The organism is Candidatus Poseidonia alphae (assembly GCF_943787815.1).
Taxonomy (GTDB): Archaea; Thermoplasmatota; Poseidoniia; order Poseidoniales; family Poseidoniaceae; genus Poseidonia; species Poseidonia alphae.
In genome coordinates this window covers 732,448-749,244 of sequence record NZ_CALSNW010000001.1, presented here as the reverse complement: position 1 = coordinate 749,244, position 16,797 = coordinate 732,448, and the positions used below count along the sequence as shown (strand labels likewise).

Here is a 16,797-nt window from a genome sequence, read left to right as displayed (position 1 = left end):
GGTTCCCGTCGGCGTTATCCAACCAGCGAGCGCACCCGCTCAAGAACCGCCTCAAGTGGAGCATCAGTGACAAAGAACGGGTCGATATCTGGAACTCGAGCCGCACAATGTCCGTGCTCTCTGAGGGAAGAAAACAGGACTTCCAACTTTGGAGCATGCGTCACACCCGCCATATTAGGAAGGTCGTCAATATGCAACAACAAGTGGTCCCGACTCATCAGATCTGCAGCGTCGGCAATGTAACGAACACTTCGTCGCAATTCCCGCTGGGAGTATTCTTGGTCTGCGTCGTCCCACTCCAAACCTGAAGTTCTTGCTCGTTCAACTTCGTCCAACGACGGCGAGCATAGGGCAAGGGCACGCTCTTCGGTCATTCTACCAGCGATGTCTTTGCTCCAAAGAGGGCCGACCCACATTGGGCCGCTTCCCCGCTCGACCTCTTCGGGAGTTGGATGCTGAACAAACCGATAACCGCCATGAGGTTCACGAATGCGCCAACCCATCATGTCCATGACATCGGATGCCCGTTCCTTACTTCGTCGCACCTTGACGCTTACACGAACATGGTGGCCATCAAAGAGTGCTAAAACGGGTTCAATGAACCGGTCATGACGAGCAGCAGTAGTTGCTACGAGGCCGAGGAGAACGCGCACTCCATCGTCATGCGCATAGGTATCAACGATTCCCTTTGCACCGTAACGGCGCTGTTGTGACGAAGCGCTTGAGCCCGTTAGCGCAGCGGTATCGGTGGCCGTCACCTCGAGGAAGCCGATTCTTGCAAGTCCTTGGATGGCCGAATCCAGGAAATTCACAGGAGAGCCGAAGGGGTCGAGGTCAACCCACTGGTAGGCTGCTTCCATCAAGGCAATACGGGCGTCGTTTTGCATGACAAAAATTCCGTTTTCCATGGTTCCTTCAGGTATCCGCTCATATCGGTCGTCTTCAAGAGCGTGACCTACGGTAATTTTTGGAGGGAACGCACCATGGGAGCGCTTTAACCAATCAAGAGCGAAGGCGTCAAGATCGTTTGCTGCAATACGAAGGCGGGGTTGGATTTCATCAGGAAGTTCATTTCGCCACCGTCGAACACGCACTCCTGTTGCACAGAGGGCATCAAGAGCGCGAAGATCGTGACCGGGCTTGACCAACCAATCGTGTTCCAACGCATCTGCAAGCAGCATCACCGAGCGTGTTCGGGCCGGAGCCATTGCAGGGTTGAGAAAACCAGGCCCCGTGCGCTTTGCAGGTCCTCTCGGCATGTGTGTTGGGCGCTCTTGGTCTTCACGCAGATGGACCAGCGTCCTCCCCTCAAGCCAAAGGTGACCGGGAGATTTCGCCCCTTCAGGTTCTCCGGTCATAAATCGGGGAAGAACCTCTCCCTCAAGACCGCACCGACGCGAGCCAAATCAATAATGCGAGAATTCAACGCCTTCGATGGCGTGAGTAACAACATGGCCGTCATTGGTTACCGAACCGACAATTGCTGTTCCAGGAAGGCGGTGAGAAATCCATTCAGTGATGCTTTGAGCGTGGGCTTTGTCAACTGCAATGACCATTCCCATTCCCATATTGAATGTACGGTACATCTCTCGGGTTTCTACCCCTCCGGCTTCTTGCAACCACTTGAATTCTGGCAGTACGGGAAGAGGAGCATCAATGGACCATCCAAGTGTGTCGTGAAGGCGAAGAAGATTCGAGAGTCCACCGCCAGTTACATGGCAGATACCATGGATATCAGAAATTGAAAAGGATGACCCGTTTCGTGCTTCTGAGAGTAAATCAACGACAGGGTCGCAGTAAATTCTTGTGGGGTTCAGAACAACTTCGCCCATGGTTGGTTCACCCTCAGTCCAACGGATGAATGTCCTGTTGGGGTGGTTGCTGTCAAAAGGGGCAGGGGAGCGATAGTCAATTCCAGCATGCTCAACGATTCGACGAACCAATGAGTAACCGTTTGAGTGAATCCCTGACGCAGGTAGGCCGATCAACACGTCACCCTCTTTCAGATGTTCTCCAGTGATGGCTTGTCCTTTCGGCAGCCATCCAAGAGCGGTTCCAGACATGTCCAATTCAGTGACAATACCCGGCAGTGATGCAGTTTCTCCACCCGCTAAGGTCACTCTTGCTTGCCGGCACGCTTCTGCAAGCGATGCACCCAAAGCCGCATGAATGGCCGGGTCTGGTTTTGGAACAGCAACATAGTCAACGAAGGCGATCGGTTCGGCTCCCACGCACAACAGGTCATTCACGTTCATTGCCATGCAGTCAATGCCTACTCCAGACCATTGTTCGAGCATGGTTGCGATTTGCAATTTACTCCCGACTCCATCGGTAGCCATTGCCAACAAATTATCTCCAAACTCAATGAGTCCACCAAATCCGCCGGGGAGGTCGACAGGCGCGCCAGGGGTCCCGGGTTTGCGAACGCTCTTGCTTAGGGCTCCGATGAGGGATGCGACTGCAGAGCCTTCAAGGTCAATATCAACCCCAGCACTTGCGTAGTCCATGGGCTCGTCCATAGCGCGACCACAAGTCGGCGCCTCAAGAAGAAACCGCTTGATTTTCTTGCTTCATTTTCGCAGTGCTTTTGAAAGAAGAGGAAACGAAACGTCAAGACGATGGTCAATTCCGCTGTGAGTCCCAACAAATTCTTCGTACCGATGGGGGACTGAAAGAGCGTCAAGCCTTGCGACAAATCGGCGAGTTCCATAATGGATATGATACTGGTCTTGCCCCCCACAATCGACAAAGCACAATTTCATTTCAGCCAAGGCTTCGTGATGGTGTTCAACCATTGAAAGCGGGTCAAAAGCCATCCATCGTCCCCAAGCCTCAGCATCAACGATACAGGTGCTGAGATCAACAGGCAACTTCACGCCCAAGTTAAGCAACCCACCGATGGGGCGCGGGTCGTAGGATGCGGCAAGTGCACACATCATCATCGTATGAAAATCAGAGGAACGCATTGACGGTGCATTTGCCAGACGAGCAAGATAGGCTTCAGCCGACCCGTCAGGCGCAATGTGGGTGACGGTTTCTCCCCAAGAGCCCCCGTACATCAACTCAAATCCCACGTCGCCAGAATGCGAAGCAACAGCAGACCAAGCATCGGGCCGAAGCATGCCGTTGACCATCGATCCGTATCCTCCAGACGATTTTCCAACAAGTCCGAATTGTTCGTTAGTGGAGTATCTGCTTACAATCTCGGGCCGCAGCCCATCGGCCAACCACGAAGACCAGTTTCCAAGAACAGGGGAGTCGACGAATTGGTTGCCTCCCAAGGACGTGAATGTGTCGGGCATGACCAAAATCACGGGGTCCATGGACCCATCAGCTACCAACCGTTCATGCCGTTGAGGCAGGGTCTCTCCGAACGCCTTCCAACCTGCACGTTGCGGGCCACTTGATGTGAACGGTGCAAGGTAAACGACAACAGGTAGCGCCCCCCCCGCCTCAAGTTGTTGAATTCCTTCGGGGGTAAGGTGTACCATAATTTCCCGTTCAGTAGGGTCGCCCAAACGATTCGCAATGAGTTCGGAATCAAACGACCAGCGGTCAATACGGCCACGAACGGGAGTGAATTGGTGCTCAGGCATGGCACGGGTAAGGAGCGGTGATTCATCTGTCCTGCGGTTCTGGCTTGGTTCCAATGGACACATCACAAGGTTGCAAAAAGGGGCCAGCAAAACGCATGTTCTCCAGTGGAAACCAAGGGGTGGTGTTCCTTTTGGGAATTCATTATGTACCCTAGGCAACCGAGTAGGATATCTACGGGCGGGAAAGAGATGGTCTCAATACAAGAATTCGATTTGCCCGCTCGTTGGACTTCATTGATTCAGGACAACTTCTCTGAGGCCGTACATAATCTTGCACACATGTGGCCAGATGAGCAATCAATGACGATATCCTATCGTGTCATAGAAGGATATGATCACGAGTTTGCTCAAGATTTACTTGCTAATCCAGACCTTCACTTTTCAGCTGCAAATCGAGCCCTTCATCAATTTTTATTGGATGCAGGACACGGAACAATTCTACCGTTTGTGCGAATTGAACACCTCCCGAGCGACCAAATTCGTACCGTATCTCAATTGCGGGCGGATGATATTGGCCAAATGGTTGCCCTTGATGCTGTAACGACCAAAATCTCAGGAGTTCGTCCTCGGTTGTATTCTGCTGTGTTCGAATGCATTGCCTGCGGGCATACGATTGAAATCAATCAACCAAACGAGCAAGAATTGATCGAACCGCTCGAATGTTCCCAAATAGACGGTGGCTGCGGTCGTCCAAAACGACAAACACGATTTCAGTTACAACAACAAGCATCCCACCTCATCAACTCCCAATTTATTGAATTACAAGAATTGCCTGAGCAAATGAAAGGCGGTATCCAGCCCGAACGCATCATCTGCATTGGTGAGCAAGATTTAGCAGGCAAACTCAACCCTGGCGACCGAGTCAAGGCGAACGGAGTCCTGTTCATCCGTTCTCAACGAAAAGGAGGAAAAGACACTCCAGTCTTCGATATATTCCTCCGCATCCACTCTCTTGAGCGGCAAAACATTCCGTTGGAAGAAATCATCATTTCTGAGGAAGAAGAATTGGAAATACGAAGCATTGCTCGGAAGGCTGACGTTTACGATTTACTTACACGAAGCATTGCACCGTCGATTTTTGGCATGACCCATATCAAGAGATCCCTGATGCTGCAGTTGTTTGGTGGTGTTGCACAGTTGAATTCCGACGGAACACGAAACCGGGGCGATATTCACATCCTGCTCATGGGCGACCCCGGTGTTGCAAAGTCACAACTTCTCAACTACATGGCGTCGATTTCTCCTCGTGGAAGGTTCACTTCTGGGCAATCAGCCTCAGCAGCAGGTTTGACAGCTGCTGCGGTTCAAGACGCCACTGCAGATGGCCGCTGGACGCTTGAAGCCGGAGCGCTGGTCCTGGCCGACCTTGGCCTCGCAGCGATAGACGAATTTGACAAAATGAACAGCGCCGATCGTTCCAGCATGCACGAAGCCATGGAACAGCAACGGATTTCAATTTCTAAAGCAGGGATCAATGCAAGCCTCAGAACACGATGTGCGGTTCTTGCCGCTGCAAACCCGAAGGCAGGCCGATTCGAACCGGTGAGCGACCTCCCGTTCACTGCTCAGATCGACCTTGCACCGCCCCTGGTTTCTCGTTTTGACATCATTTGGCTCATCACCGATACACCAGACGGGGACAATGACCAGAAGATTGCTAGGCACATCATCGCGAACCGGATGCAAGGTAGCAGCGAATTGTTGGTCAACGAAGGTTCGCTACCCGACCCATCGCGACCAACCGCCTTGACACAAAAAGTCAGCAAGAAGAAAAATGAAGATTACGACATCTTGTCGAGAGAAATTCTACGCAAGTACGTGGCCTACTCCAAGAGAAACATCCACCCCAAACTCACAGAAGACGCACAAGAAGCCATTGTTGCCTATTATGTTGAAACCAGAAAAACCGGAGGAGAATCCACCGACAGCGTCGCCATAACAGCCCGTTCTCTTGAAGCACTTTCACGCCTATCAGAAGCGAGTGCCCGAATCCGGCTTTCACAAGATGCGAATCTGGAGGATGCAGAGCGAGCCATTCGCCTCACCAAGACTTGGCGCCACGATTTGATGGGCGAACATTTCGATGAAACGACCATGCAATCTGGCAAGAAGGGGACGGTCCGAAATCAGGAGAAAACCATTCTGGACATTGTCTCAACCCTTCAGAATGAATCAGGAAGTTCTGCTAATTTGCTTGATGTATTGACTGAGGCTGAACGTAACGACATCAACCGCGGGAAGGCTGAGGACATCATCGACAAACTGTGCCGTGAAGGCCGAATGATGCGCCCGTCCGGCTACGAGACCCTGCAAGTGGTTTGATTCCGATTGAGGGTGGTGCTCATGAAGGGTGAGCCCGTCGCAGGTTCATGGCCGGTGAACCCGAAGGCGATGTTGACCGCTCCGACCTGTTGGACCCTGTCCAAATCGGCTTCATGTGCGGATTGGAAGTGCATCAACAATTAGCAACGGGAAAACTTCACTCACGCCAAACGGGCGAACTGTACGACGTGACCGTTGAAACCGTCCCTGACGATTGGCCACGCTTTGCCCGAAAATTACGGGCATCTCGGGGCGAAGGTGGGGCCATTGACATTGCTGCACGCTTTGAGGCAAAACGAAACCGCTCGTTCATCTATGCGCAATCACCCAATTCAGGCTTGATCGAACTTGACGAACAACCACCGGTGGACCTTGACGCTGATGCAGTTGATATTTCACTCACCGTTGCTGCTTTGATCGAAGCCAACCCCGTTTCACTGATTCAAACCATGCGAAAAACCGTTGTTGATGGTTCCAATACCAGTGGGTTTCAACGTACCTCACTGATTGCTACAGGCGGTGTTTTGCAAACTGCGGAGGGGCCCGTAGGGGTCGACGTCCTTTGTTTAGAAGAAGACAGTGCTCGGAAATTGGATACGATCGATGTTCCAGGTGGCCAGCAAGTCCTCTACAATCTTGACCGTTTGGGGCTACCTCTCATCGAGATTGCAACCTCTCCCGAAGTTCAAACGCCAGAGCATGCAAAATCGACGGCAATCGCTCTTGGGCGAGTCCTTCGTCAAACACGAAGAGTTCGTCGTGGACTTGGAAGCATTCGTCAGGACCTGAACGTCTCCATCGGCGCAGGTGATCGAGTTGAAATCAAGGGTTGTCAGGATTTGGATTGGATTCCGCGAATTATTCGATTGGAAATGGCCCGTCAACTCCACTTCTATCGCCTTGCAAATGACCTCAGAGCGAACATGGACCTTCCGAGTCTTCCTTCGCACAGGGAAGAAGACGATGCAGGCGTTGAGCAACAGGTGGCCAAGCGGGTTGAGGAAGCGCTCCCATGGATCTCATACGATGTTTCCGACGCCTTCTCGGCATGCGATTCAAAGATGATTCAAGAAGGTTTGAACAGCGGTTCACGCATGGTTGCCCTTCCTCTTCCAGGCCTCAAAGGGAAATTAGGTGTCAAAGCAGCCGATCCTAACGGCGCTCAACTTCCACGATTGGGACGCGAACTCGCTGGAGCAGCAAAACTCGCAGGGGTCAAGGGGATTTTCCACGCTGATGAACTTCCAGCTTACGGCATTACAGAAGAAGAAATTAACAGTGTTCGTACATCATTAGACTTGAATGAAGAAGATGGATTCGTGTTGTGTTGCGCTCCGCTCTGGCAGGCAGAACTGGCATTGGAAGCAGCGTTAAATCGCGCTCGACTTGCCTGGCATCGTATTCCTCAAGAAGTCCGAAATGTGGTCGTCAAGAAAGGGTCTCCTGAAGACGGAACAACCGCTCCCATGCGACCTCTTCCAGGACGGTCCCGAATGTACCCCGAAACCGATGTTCCTCCCCAAGCCGTAACGCCCTCACATTGGGACAACATTCTCGAGAACCTCCCTATGTCGGACAAGGAACGAGCCGAGCGACTCTCTGGGTTCGATATTTCAAACGATCAGGCATCTCAACTGTTAGCACGAGAACTGGATGATGTCTTTTGGAATCATATGGAGGGCATACCGGCAAAGGGATGGGCCTCTTTGCTATTGGTTCATGACGAAGAACACCCCGCTCTTCTGGTCAATGTTCTCAAGTTGAGGGAAGATGGCCTCCTTTCACGGGAGCATGTTGAGAGCGTTATTGAAATCCATGGGGGGCAAAACCCATCAATGGAAGCCCTAGGTTCGTACTGTCAAACCAACCAACTCGCCCCTGCTGATGTCAGTGGGCTTGCGGACGTGATTGACAAAATCATCGCTGAACGTCTTGACTTTGTCAGAGAACGCGGCATGGGTGCTATGGGCCCGCTCATGGGCATTGTCATGCAAGCCGCAGGCGGCGCCGATGGAAAAGAAGTCAGTGCCCTGCTGCGCGCAGCGATTCAATCGGTCACGGAGTGATCGTATGGTCAAACGAACGGTCTTGGCCTGCCTTCTCCTCGCAACGCTAAGCCTCCTTCTTCCAGTTCAGGCAACGACACCAGAATCATGGGAATTGGAATGGGAAGTCAACCTTGCCGACGGTTACATAACCACACATCCGATAATAGACGATGACACCGTCTACGTTCGAACTTCTGGATTTTGGACCGGAGAAGAGCGGCCGCAAGTTTTCGCGTTTTCAACCGATGGCGAAGAGCTGTGGAATCGAACCAGTGCAACAACTGTTCAACACGATATGAGTCCACTTCTCCTTCTTCCTAGCGGGTCAGGGGCATGTGGTGCTTGGCCGGAACTTGTTGTTGTAGGGTGGGCAGATGGCACGGTAGAAGTTCTACGAGCAGACAATGGAACTTCGATTTGGAACCGTACATCTACAACCCAGGGCTGGGGCATCACCGGAGCAATAACTCTGGATGGTGACCACTTGGTCGTCCCGACTCGAACCGGTATGATGCGCCTTTGCATCTCAAACGGCGAACTGGATTTCGAAGTGGAATTGGGACTCGGCTGGCGTAACGGAATATTGGTCACCAGCGACGCGTTCTGGCAGGGAGATGAATCCGGGAGCATATGGAAAGTTTCGCGGGAAGGTAACGCATCGTTGGTTGCTGATTTAGGCGGCTCCATCCGACATACTCCAATCCAAACACCATCCGGAATTTTTGTTCATGTCCAGAGAGGAGCAACGAGTACGGTCCATTTGCTGAATACGACACAAGCCACAACCGTCACCGTTCATCAAGGCGGAGCTTCACCGGCAATGCCCGTTTCTAACGGGCGATATGTGGTAACTGGAGACAGTTTATCTCTCTCAACTTTTGATTGTCAACGCAACTGCTCTTTGGTTTCAAAGCACCCGACGACAACCAACGGGGAAATGGCATGGGACAGCAACCAAGCACTCTGGTACCCCGTGAATCAACCCGACGGCAATTGGGCCGTTACAACCATCAATGAGAGCGGGAACATCACCTCCACGTTTAATTTTTCAACGCCTCATGACGGTTACGGGACAGCCGCTCCATCGTTTGGTGAAAACAGAATGGTGATGGGAAATGATGCCGGCGTCCTCATGATGTATGTTCAAGAACTTACCATCACAGCCAACGCCCAGCCATACGATTGGGTCCCTGTTGGAGGTGCCGTTCTGTTCATTTCTCTTCTTTCAATCGGCGCCTACGCCGCCTCCATCAACCGTATTGATTGGGCGTGGAGGCTCGTCCTGCTCGTCTTCCTCGTTTCGACAATCGCCATCACCCCAGACCTTTCTTCGCAATGGTCAGAATCGCTGACTGAAGACAATTCAAACGGTTATTCAGATACCTGGAATGATTCGTGGCCCGAATCTTGGAAGGGCACACAAGTGGTGATCGTTGAAATTGATGGTGAACAGCAGATTGCGGGCGGGTTGGTTGGTTATGAAACGGCTCTTGACCTCACGCTAGCAGCAGCAAACGAAATCTCATGGGAGGTGGACGTTGAATCCACAGAACTTGGTTCATACGTCGTATCCATCAACGGGGAGGAGGGCTCGGGATGGGAATATTTCCTCAACGGGGAGCGAGCAGGACAATCTTCTGACCGTCAGCCCGTTTCCGACTCCATCGTCTTGCATTGGCGCCTTGTTCGTCGGTAGGCTCAAGGAGGAACGCCCTTTCGGGTTGAATATGTTCCAAGCCTTTGGTGTTCACGGGCCCGAATTGACCCCGTTTGCGGACACGGTTATTGATGTGCTTTTGGTGGCTCTTGCTTTTTCACTTCTTGTGACTGCACCACGGACGTCTCGACACGATGTCTACCTTCTCGCCACCTTTGTTGCCGCCGTGACAGCCCTACGGGTCCTTCTACAACCGCTTCCGAATGTGCAACCCGTAACAGTAGCCGCTCTGCTGGTGGGCGCACAATTAGGGGCACGCCGCGGCGTTGCCTTTGCAGTTCTCGTCACGTTGCTATCAAACCTCTTGATCGGAGATGGTTGGTGGACGCTGTTCCAAGCCATTGGGTGGGGTGCTGTGGCGGTTATTGGTTCTCAATTGAACCTCGGAACCGCTGATAAATTCCGTTCAGGACAACTCTATGTTGCAGCGATTTGTTCAGCCTTTGTGTTTGATTTCATCGCATCACTTTCCATCGTCACGGCAGGAACGACGCTCTCGGATTTTGCTGTTTATCTAGCACACGGACTTCCATTTGATGTCTTACACGCTTTGGGTAACCTTACCTTTGCAGTTTGGTTCGGACATTTCGTTTTCCGGGCATTGGAAACCGTTGCCTCGCTAGAAGAATTGGAACAATCGGTGGCTGAGGACTATGTCGTCGAAGGATGATGCTCCCTCCATGGCGTTAATCGTTCGGGGTGACCTTTCGCTCTCCGCTGGTAAAACAGCAGTTCAATGTGCCCATGCAGCAGTTCAGTGTGCCTTTCAAGCACGCCGTCAACATGCCCGCCTCATGGAGCGCTGGCGAAGGGCAGGGGCGCGAAAAATTTGCTTGGTTGCTGATGACTTGCCTTCCTTACACCGCCTAGCGAATGAAGCACAGCAAGCGAATTTATCCTATTACTTGGTCCAAGACGCAGGGCATACTGAAGTTCCTGCTGGAACCGTAACAGTCCTTGGAATTGGGCCAGCGCCACGAAGATCATTGGACTTGATCACCGGCGAGTTATCAACGCTTTGAGGTGAGAATGTGGGCTTTCGTTCGTTCATCCACCGCATGACTGCTCCAAGGGTGAATGGACAGACCGTTCATGGGAACATGAAATTGGTTTGTGTTGTTAACCAATCCTTGAAAATGGGGAAAGGGAAAATCGCTGCCCAAGTAGGGCATGCTTCGGTGGAATCCTTTCTTCGCGCTGGAACGACACACCCTGATCACCTGGAAGCTTGGCTGTCTGGCGGTCAAAAGAAAATCTGTTTGAAAGCAGAGGATGAAGGCGTCTTTGCAGAACTCATGCGGGCGGCAGATAAGGAACAGATACCGGGTCACATTGTGCGGGACGCCGGCCACACCCAAATTCCCAGTGGCTCACAGACCGTTCTTGCTCTGGGCCCTTACGATGAAGAACACCTCGACAAAATCACCGGTCACCTCAAGCTCTTGTGACGTTACAAGGCATTGATGAAGGAGAGCGTGGAGGATGAATCATGCGCGAGTATCCCTCAGACCGCATCGATTTTCGCTCGGACACGGTGACTCAACCAACACAAGCCATGCGGGAAGCCATGATGGCAGCCCCTGTTGGTGACGATGTCTTAGGTGACGACCCAACGGTTATTGCCCTTCAAGATCGGGTGGCGAAGATGTTTGACAAGGAAGCCGCTCTTTTCGTTCCATCAGGGACCATGTCAAACGCAATTGCGCTAAGGACGCATACCGTCCCAGGCGATGAAATCGTTTGCGATAAAACCGCACACATTTACCGGTATGAAGGTGGCGGTTATGCAGCACTTTGTGGGGCATCTATTGCCCTGGTTGATGGAGAGAAGAGCCTGATGACTCCAGAGCAAGTTCAGAAGGCTATACGAAAATCTGAAGGTTCCGGCGGTCACTATCCAAACGGCAGTTTGGTTTGCATAGAGAACACGACCAACCTTGGTGGCGGCTCATGTTACGACCAAGAGATCTTTGACCAAATCGCTGCAGTTGCCAAAGCGAACGATTGTAAAACCCATATTGACGGTGCACGTATTTTCAATGCGGCAATCGCCACAGGTGTTGATGTTGCAACCATGTGCAAACATTACGACTCAGTATCAATTTGTCTTTCCAAAGGCCTCGGTGCTCCTGTGGGGTCGGTCTTGGTGGGCACATCAGCCTTCATCACTCGAGCTCATCGATGGCGCAAATTGTTTGGTGGCGGCTGGCGACAAGCAGGCATGCTCGCAGCCGCTGGCATGCACGCCCTTGACCATCACGTACTCCGGCTGGAAGAAGACCATCACCGTGCAACAACCATTGCTCAAGCACTTGATTCAATGGATTCCTTTTCCGTTGACATGGAAACGGTACAAACCAACATGGTCTATGTCCAATGCCTCAGGCCAGCGAATGAGGTCGCCCTTGAACTGCAAAACAACGGCGTTGATGTGTTTGATGTGTCTCCAACGCACATCCGTATTGTCGTACATTTGCACATCACGGATGAAGACATTGAGCGTTTTATCGATCTTTGTAAGCGCATCTTTTGAGGTGCGGACTTCATAACAGGTCGGCATTTTTCTTAGGCATGAGTTCGCACTCTTCTTACATTGACTGCAAGTATAATCTGGACTCAAACGAGGCGGAAATTGTCTGCGATTGGTGTCAATCAATGATCGACTTCAATCCTCGGGAGGGATGGTCTGTCCCCCTTACTCCAACCGATCATGAACGTGCTATTGCGTTGTTCGGAGGGCCATCCGTTCACGCCTCAGGTCGCTGGAAACGACTGGCTCATTCACTGGGGGATGGTGAGCATGCGAATTGGGCTAAATTAGAACATGAAGCAATGGAACCAATTGCCGACCTTCCCTGCAGTGAGGCTGAGTTTCAAGAACTGGGAGATGCCCTCGTTAACGGTCATGTGTTGTCAAACTCCCAAATCAGATGGTTGGCTCAGGGAATTGAATTCCAAGATGGCTCGTGTTTTCGAATCATGGACGGCCGCCAATATTTGGATGATGTAGAACTTCCATCCATCATCAGTCTTCGCTCATTTTTCCCCATCATGACCGATAAAAAACTCCGGAGCGGATGGGATCTCGCGAAACTCATCGTAGGCCTTTCTTGCAGTACGCCCGCCGCAAACAGGAATCAGGACCATCGTGAAATTCGTGCATTGAATTATGTTTTTGCGAACGGTGATTCTAATTCTCGCCCGATGGCCTCAATGCTTGCTTGGCTTTCCACCAAGGTCAAGATTGACCGGCTCAAAGAAACAGGATTGTCTGGAAAAGCTGGCTTCATCTCCTGGGCTTACGATGTTCGAACCGAACTGATCCGAAACGGAGGTCGAACCAACATGCAAGACCTCCGCAAAGCATTTTCAAACCACCCTCGGGGTTTGTTTGACTGTTATGATACGCCATGGATGAGGCACTGGAGGGACCCGAAAGAGTTCAAAATTCCAGCGAACACCCTCGATTGGCCACTGCGAGTTTCAGAAAAGCACATTTCGCTTCGCGTCCGCAGTCAAGTTGGCCGGACCCGCCTCGTTCAAATTCCCCGTCAACCGGTACATTTGGCGATTCTCGTCTCACTTGCGCTATCGCCGTTGAATTCCGATGCAGGAAAGATTCTTCTGGGCTTGCAGCACAATTGGTCACAAGCTTACCTCAAAACCGATGCTCCGACCGACCAAATGGTCCGTTCTCTGGAATTTTGTCATGGAATCCTCAACGGGCTTACCGACCGAGTGTATGTCAAGAACGCAACGGTTCTTGTGGTTGGAAAATTAGGGCATTGCTACGAGATCAATGTGACAAGGGGGCAACACAGCGCGCCGTATCTAATCTCCCACCTCAGCGGATTTGGTCGAGAGCACAAAGATGCGATTTGCATTCACAACGGCCACTATCATTCCACGGTCCCTCTCGGAGATACCATGGGTTCTGTAGTGCTCTCAATGTACAATGATACCACTGCAACCCTCAACATTGACAGCTTGAATGATTTGATACACAACCGTCCTCCGTTTGGTTTTCTACGGCCAGTTCCAAGGGAATGGATTGCTGTTCTTGACCAAGAGGCCCTCAAAGAATTGACCTACCACCATCACAATTATGTCGCTGATCCATGGTACGAACTTCGAGGCCGTTATGAGCCTGAACCGGAGCGAGGGAACCGAGGCTTTCGCGGCCTTCTGCAACGTCAATTCCGTCACGGTGAACGAATCAGTGAACGCCGGAACACCGAATGGAACGAGATTTTCCAAGAACATTTTGAGGAGTCCGGAACGTTTCCAATTCATAACGTGATTCAGCGATGGGCAGGAGGCGTCAAACCTTACCGAGCTCATGCGGTACATCGCTCATCCGCAGAAGAGCGAGCCTTCAGATACGGTGACTTCCGAAGACAGATTCATCATCGGCGTCATGCGGTTATGCCGAGGAGAAGAGACGATGTCCACGATATTGGAGATATACGCGACGGTGAACGGCGTTGGTGTGAAGTATATTCCCGAATTTGGAGCGTTTTGACATCTCAACCTCTGGGCTCAGATTTCCTAATCCCTGCCAAATACGGTGCTGCTCTTGAATTCGGAAACGTGGACCTTAAGGTGACACTGCGCAATACGGTAGAGCGCCGTTTCGTGCGACAAATTGCATCAATTCTTGGCTATGTCAAAGATATCGAGGGGCCAAACCATACCCACTACATTCGTCGGGATCATCCACGCCCGAATGCTCGCCTCCGTCTTACTGACCTCCTTGGAGAAAGTCAACGCCGACAAGGCGTCCGGGGAGCCCCTCCTCGATGGTGGAATTATGCCAATGTGGAGCGTGCCCCTGATACGGTTGAGCGTTATCCCTGGCAGTTGCATGAAGACTTGACCGATGAGCCCCGAAAACAAAAAGAATTCACTGAACTCACTGGTCTTGGCGACCTTTTTGGTTAACGTTGCCGCCGTGTGCCCAAGCGGCTCCCAAGAGGACAGTGACTGTGGTCAATGCGGTTAGAAACGGTACGGATTCCGAATCGTCCGAGTCTTCAACTTTCACATCATCCGTTGGCTCTTCAACCAAGGGTATGATTTCGTAGATGAGGTGGACTTGGAGGTCATCACCGTCGTTTGCTTCCGGAATCTGTATTGCAACGCTTCCCTGGAGTTCATTTCCTAAGGAGACGATGTCAAGCACGATGTGGGGATAGGTTCCCAGTCCGTTAGAACCTTCTTCAAACTCTGCACCTGCTTCTACGATCCAAGCCGTAACATTGAGCGTTGAATTTTCAAGATGATCAGCATCGATGTCGAGGTTCCAAGTGACCGTTCCAGAACTGTCGGTGGTAGGAGTCCAACCAAAACTTGTTGAACCAGCACCCAATGCTAAGTCAGTGTTTGCTAAACCAGTGAATTCATCAACCAACGTTGCCTCATCGGCAACACTGCCTAATTTCTTCATGGAACCGTTGAATACCACGGCAGGAGGGGCGTTTTGGCCGTATTTAGAATTCCAACGAGCATCTATGGCTTCACTTCCAAACGGGTCCTGAGTTTCTCCGATTGCTCGATGAATGTGGTACTGTTCCAACAAACCAGCTTCTTGGACCTCGTCCAATGCGTGCTCAACGTCAACGCAGTTTTCACACCAGGTGGCTGTATAAACTTCGACGACAGCAGGCAGGTCGGTAAGATTTGAGAGATCCGTCGTGGTGTTGTTCACATCAGACCATTGGCCGCCAAACATCATTCCCTTGTCGAGAGATTCAGCAGGTAGTGCTGGTGCAACAGGGGCGAACAATGCGAAAAACATCAACGAGGCAAACACGGTGAGAGCGGGGCGCATGGATTGTCCAACGAGGGAGGAGATATGAACCCGTCTTCCAAATGGTTCATTCTTCTGCGCGTTCTTCTGCACCGGATGGCCCAGAGTCGCCATCAACTTCATCGAGAACAAACATGCGACGTGCTTCAGGCAACTGTCCAGCATTCACTTCAGCCTGGATGCTCTTGAGGCGGTTGGTCAAGCCGGCGGGGGAGAGTTCTACAGCCTCAGCTACTCGGCCCAAGTTTCCATGACTCAAACCGACGAGGTCAAGCGCTGCGTACATGGCACACCCGGCCACATAACCCATGGCTACATTGGCCAGCGGGCCTTCAGCGGTAGGCTCGTTCAAGTCGGTCATGGTGTTCCAGAACAGCTCAGCCACGGCCTCAAGTTCACTTGGCGCAAGCCGCTGGGAGAGGGCGCGGTCAAGGTTCTCTGCGACGATGTCAAGTTGGTCAGCACGAAGAGCCCCTCGAGCCATTACACGGGGTATAGCAGCCCATCCTCGTCGACATCGTGCTTTGTAGGATTTGCTTATGGTGGACTTTGCGTTTTTGAATTGCGACTCGGAAATACCATATTCGGCCATGACAATTTGATGGTTGAAAGCAGGGGTATTGAGCCACTCGTGGGAGAGCACAGCGATGGCCAGTGCTATGATTTGGAGGTTGTCTTGGTGGCTTTCACCACGAATTCCCACTTCCTTTCGTGTGATGGAGGTCTTAGGGCAGCTCAAAGCGGCACGCTCCCCAGAGGTAAGGGTCTTTCGAACAGCTTCTTGTTCAGGAGACAATTTTCGGCATGCGGCATCGGCCAAATGAGTGGTGGCGCGAGCAACACTGTCGCCGAACATGCGACACAGAGTCAGCTTCACCTCGCGGCACATAGGGTCCTTTTCACGCTGACTCGAGCGGTCAGCACGGCTCAAACGAATAAATCTACGACGTTGAGACGGAGAAAGACGGCTCCCTGAGTAATCGGTGCGATCTCCAAAAGGATTCATCCGGCCACCTTGTGCTGCGTTTGGATTGTTTGCGAAGACATCCAAGGATTCAGTTTGTCGTGTGTCACCCAGCCCAATTGAACTGTTGGTATCAGCATCGGTGGTGTAGTGAGGGTCAACCAGGCCACAACCATCGCAAACACGCTCTGCTCGAGCTTGGTCAATCGTAAAATTCATTCCACAGCAGTCTTCACATTCCATATTATCGCTCATTTTCGCTCACTTCCTCTAATACATGTCGTTAAGGGGTTATAAAGAACGGGATTATTCCGCTCTCCAATCGCACCTCTCGCAATCAT

General features: G+C 51.8%; 13 protein-coding genes. 8 read left to right on the top strand and 5 right to left on the bottom strand.

The features are described 5' to 3' along the window. Nucleotides 1–14: 14 nt before the first annotated feature. From AAA857_RS03225 to AAA857_RS03215, 3 genes are read right to left on the bottom strand one after another with little or no spacing between them, the layout of a single operon-like run. Complete coding sequence (locus AAA857_RS03225) at nucleotides 15–1,358, bottom strand: hypothetical protein (protein ID WP_338173060.1); 1,344 nt, start codon at nucleotides 1,356–1,358, stop codon at nucleotides 15–17. Nucleotides 1,359–1,406: 48 nt separating this feature from the next. Continuing rightward, complete coding sequence (gene purM / locus AAA857_RS03220) at nucleotides 1,407–2,519, bottom strand: phosphoribosylformylglycinamidine cyclo-ligase (protein ID WP_338173058.1); 1,113 nt, start codon at nucleotides 2,517–2,519, stop codon at nucleotides 1,407–1,409. A gap of 51 nt (nucleotides 2,520–2,570) precedes the next feature. Further along, nucleotides 2,571–3,596 (bottom strand): alpha/beta hydrolase-fold protein, encoded by a 1,026-nt coding sequence (locus tag AAA857_RS03215; RefSeq protein ID WP_338173055.1) that lies wholly within the window; start codon nucleotides 3,594–3,596, stop codon nucleotides 2,571–2,573. 189 nt (nucleotides 3,597–3,785) lie between these two features. Here AAA857_RS03215 and AAA857_RS03210 point away from each other — a divergent pair, with 189 nt between their 5' ends. From AAA857_RS03210 to AAA857_RS03175, 8 genes are read left to right on the top strand one after another with little or no spacing between them, the layout of a single operon-like run. Further along, entirely contained in the window at nucleotides 3,786–5,918 is a 2,133-nt protein-coding gene (locus AAA857_RS03210; RefSeq protein ID WP_338173053.1) for a minichromosome maintenance protein MCM, read from the top strand. A gap of 47 nt (nucleotides 5,919–5,965) precedes the next feature. Further along, nucleotides 5,966–7,984, top strand: a complete 2,019-nt coding sequence (gatE, locus tag AAA857_RS03205; RefSeq protein WP_338173051.1) for a Glu-tRNA(Gln) amidotransferase subunit GatE — start codon at nucleotides 5,966–5,968, stop codon at nucleotides 7,982–7,984. 4 nt (nucleotides 7,985–7,988) lie between these two features. Next, the gene (locus AAA857_RS03200; protein ID WP_338173049.1) at nucleotides 7,989–9,662 is read left to right on the top strand and encodes a hypothetical protein; all 1,674 of its coding nucleotides are present in this window, start codon (nucleotides 7,989–7,991) and stop codon (nucleotides 9,660–9,662) included. A 31-nt stretch (nucleotides 9,663–9,693) separates the two neighbouring features. Continuing rightward, entirely contained in the window at nucleotides 9,694–10,353 is a 660-nt protein-coding gene (locus AAA857_RS03195) for a DUF6580 family putative transport protein (protein ID WP_338173047.1), read from the top strand. Continuing rightward, a complete protein-coding gene (gene pth2 / locus AAA857_RS03190; protein ID WP_338173045.1) occupies nucleotides 10,337–10,705 on the top strand; it encodes a peptidyl-tRNA hydrolase Pth2 in 369 nt (122 codons plus the stop codon). Before AAA857_RS03195 ends, pth2 (AAA857_RS03190) begins: the two co-directional genes overlap by 17 nt. 9 nt (nucleotides 10,706–10,714) lie before the next feature. Beyond that, nucleotides 10,715–11,131, top strand: a complete 417-nt coding sequence (gene pth2, locus AAA857_RS03185) for a peptidyl-tRNA hydrolase Pth2 (RefSeq protein ID WP_338173043.1) — start codon at nucleotides 10,715–10,717, stop codon at nucleotides 11,129–11,131. A gap of 41 nt (nucleotides 11,132–11,172) precedes the next feature. Continuing rightward, nucleotides 11,173–12,216, top strand: coding sequence for a GntG family PLP-dependent aldolase (locus tag AAA857_RS03180; RefSeq protein WP_338173041.1), 1,044 nt, complete (start codon nucleotides 11,173–11,175; stop codon nucleotides 12,214–12,216). Nucleotides 12,217–12,254: 38 nt separating this feature from the next. Continuing rightward, on the top strand, nucleotides 12,255–14,624 hold the full coding sequence (locus tag AAA857_RS03175; RefSeq protein ID WP_338173039.1) for a hypothetical protein: 2,370 nt from the start codon (nucleotides 12,255–12,257) through the stop codon (nucleotides 14,622–14,624). Here AAA857_RS03175 and AAA857_RS03170 read toward each other — a convergent pair. Together AAA857_RS03170 and AAA857_RS03165 are read right to left on the bottom strand one after the other, a co-directional pair. After that, nucleotides 14,596–15,513, bottom strand: a complete 918-nt coding sequence (locus AAA857_RS03170; protein ID WP_338173037.1) for a hypothetical protein — start codon at nucleotides 15,511–15,513, stop codon at nucleotides 14,596–14,598. The genes AAA857_RS03175 and AAA857_RS03170 overlap by 29 nt on opposite strands. A gap of 46 nt (nucleotides 15,514–15,559) precedes the next feature. Continuing rightward, nucleotides 15,560–16,711, bottom strand: coding sequence for a TFIIB-type zinc ribbon-containing protein (locus AAA857_RS03165; protein WP_338173035.1), 1,152 nt, complete (start codon nucleotides 16,709–16,711; stop codon nucleotides 15,560–15,562). Nucleotides 16,712–16,797: the final 86 nt, after the last annotated feature.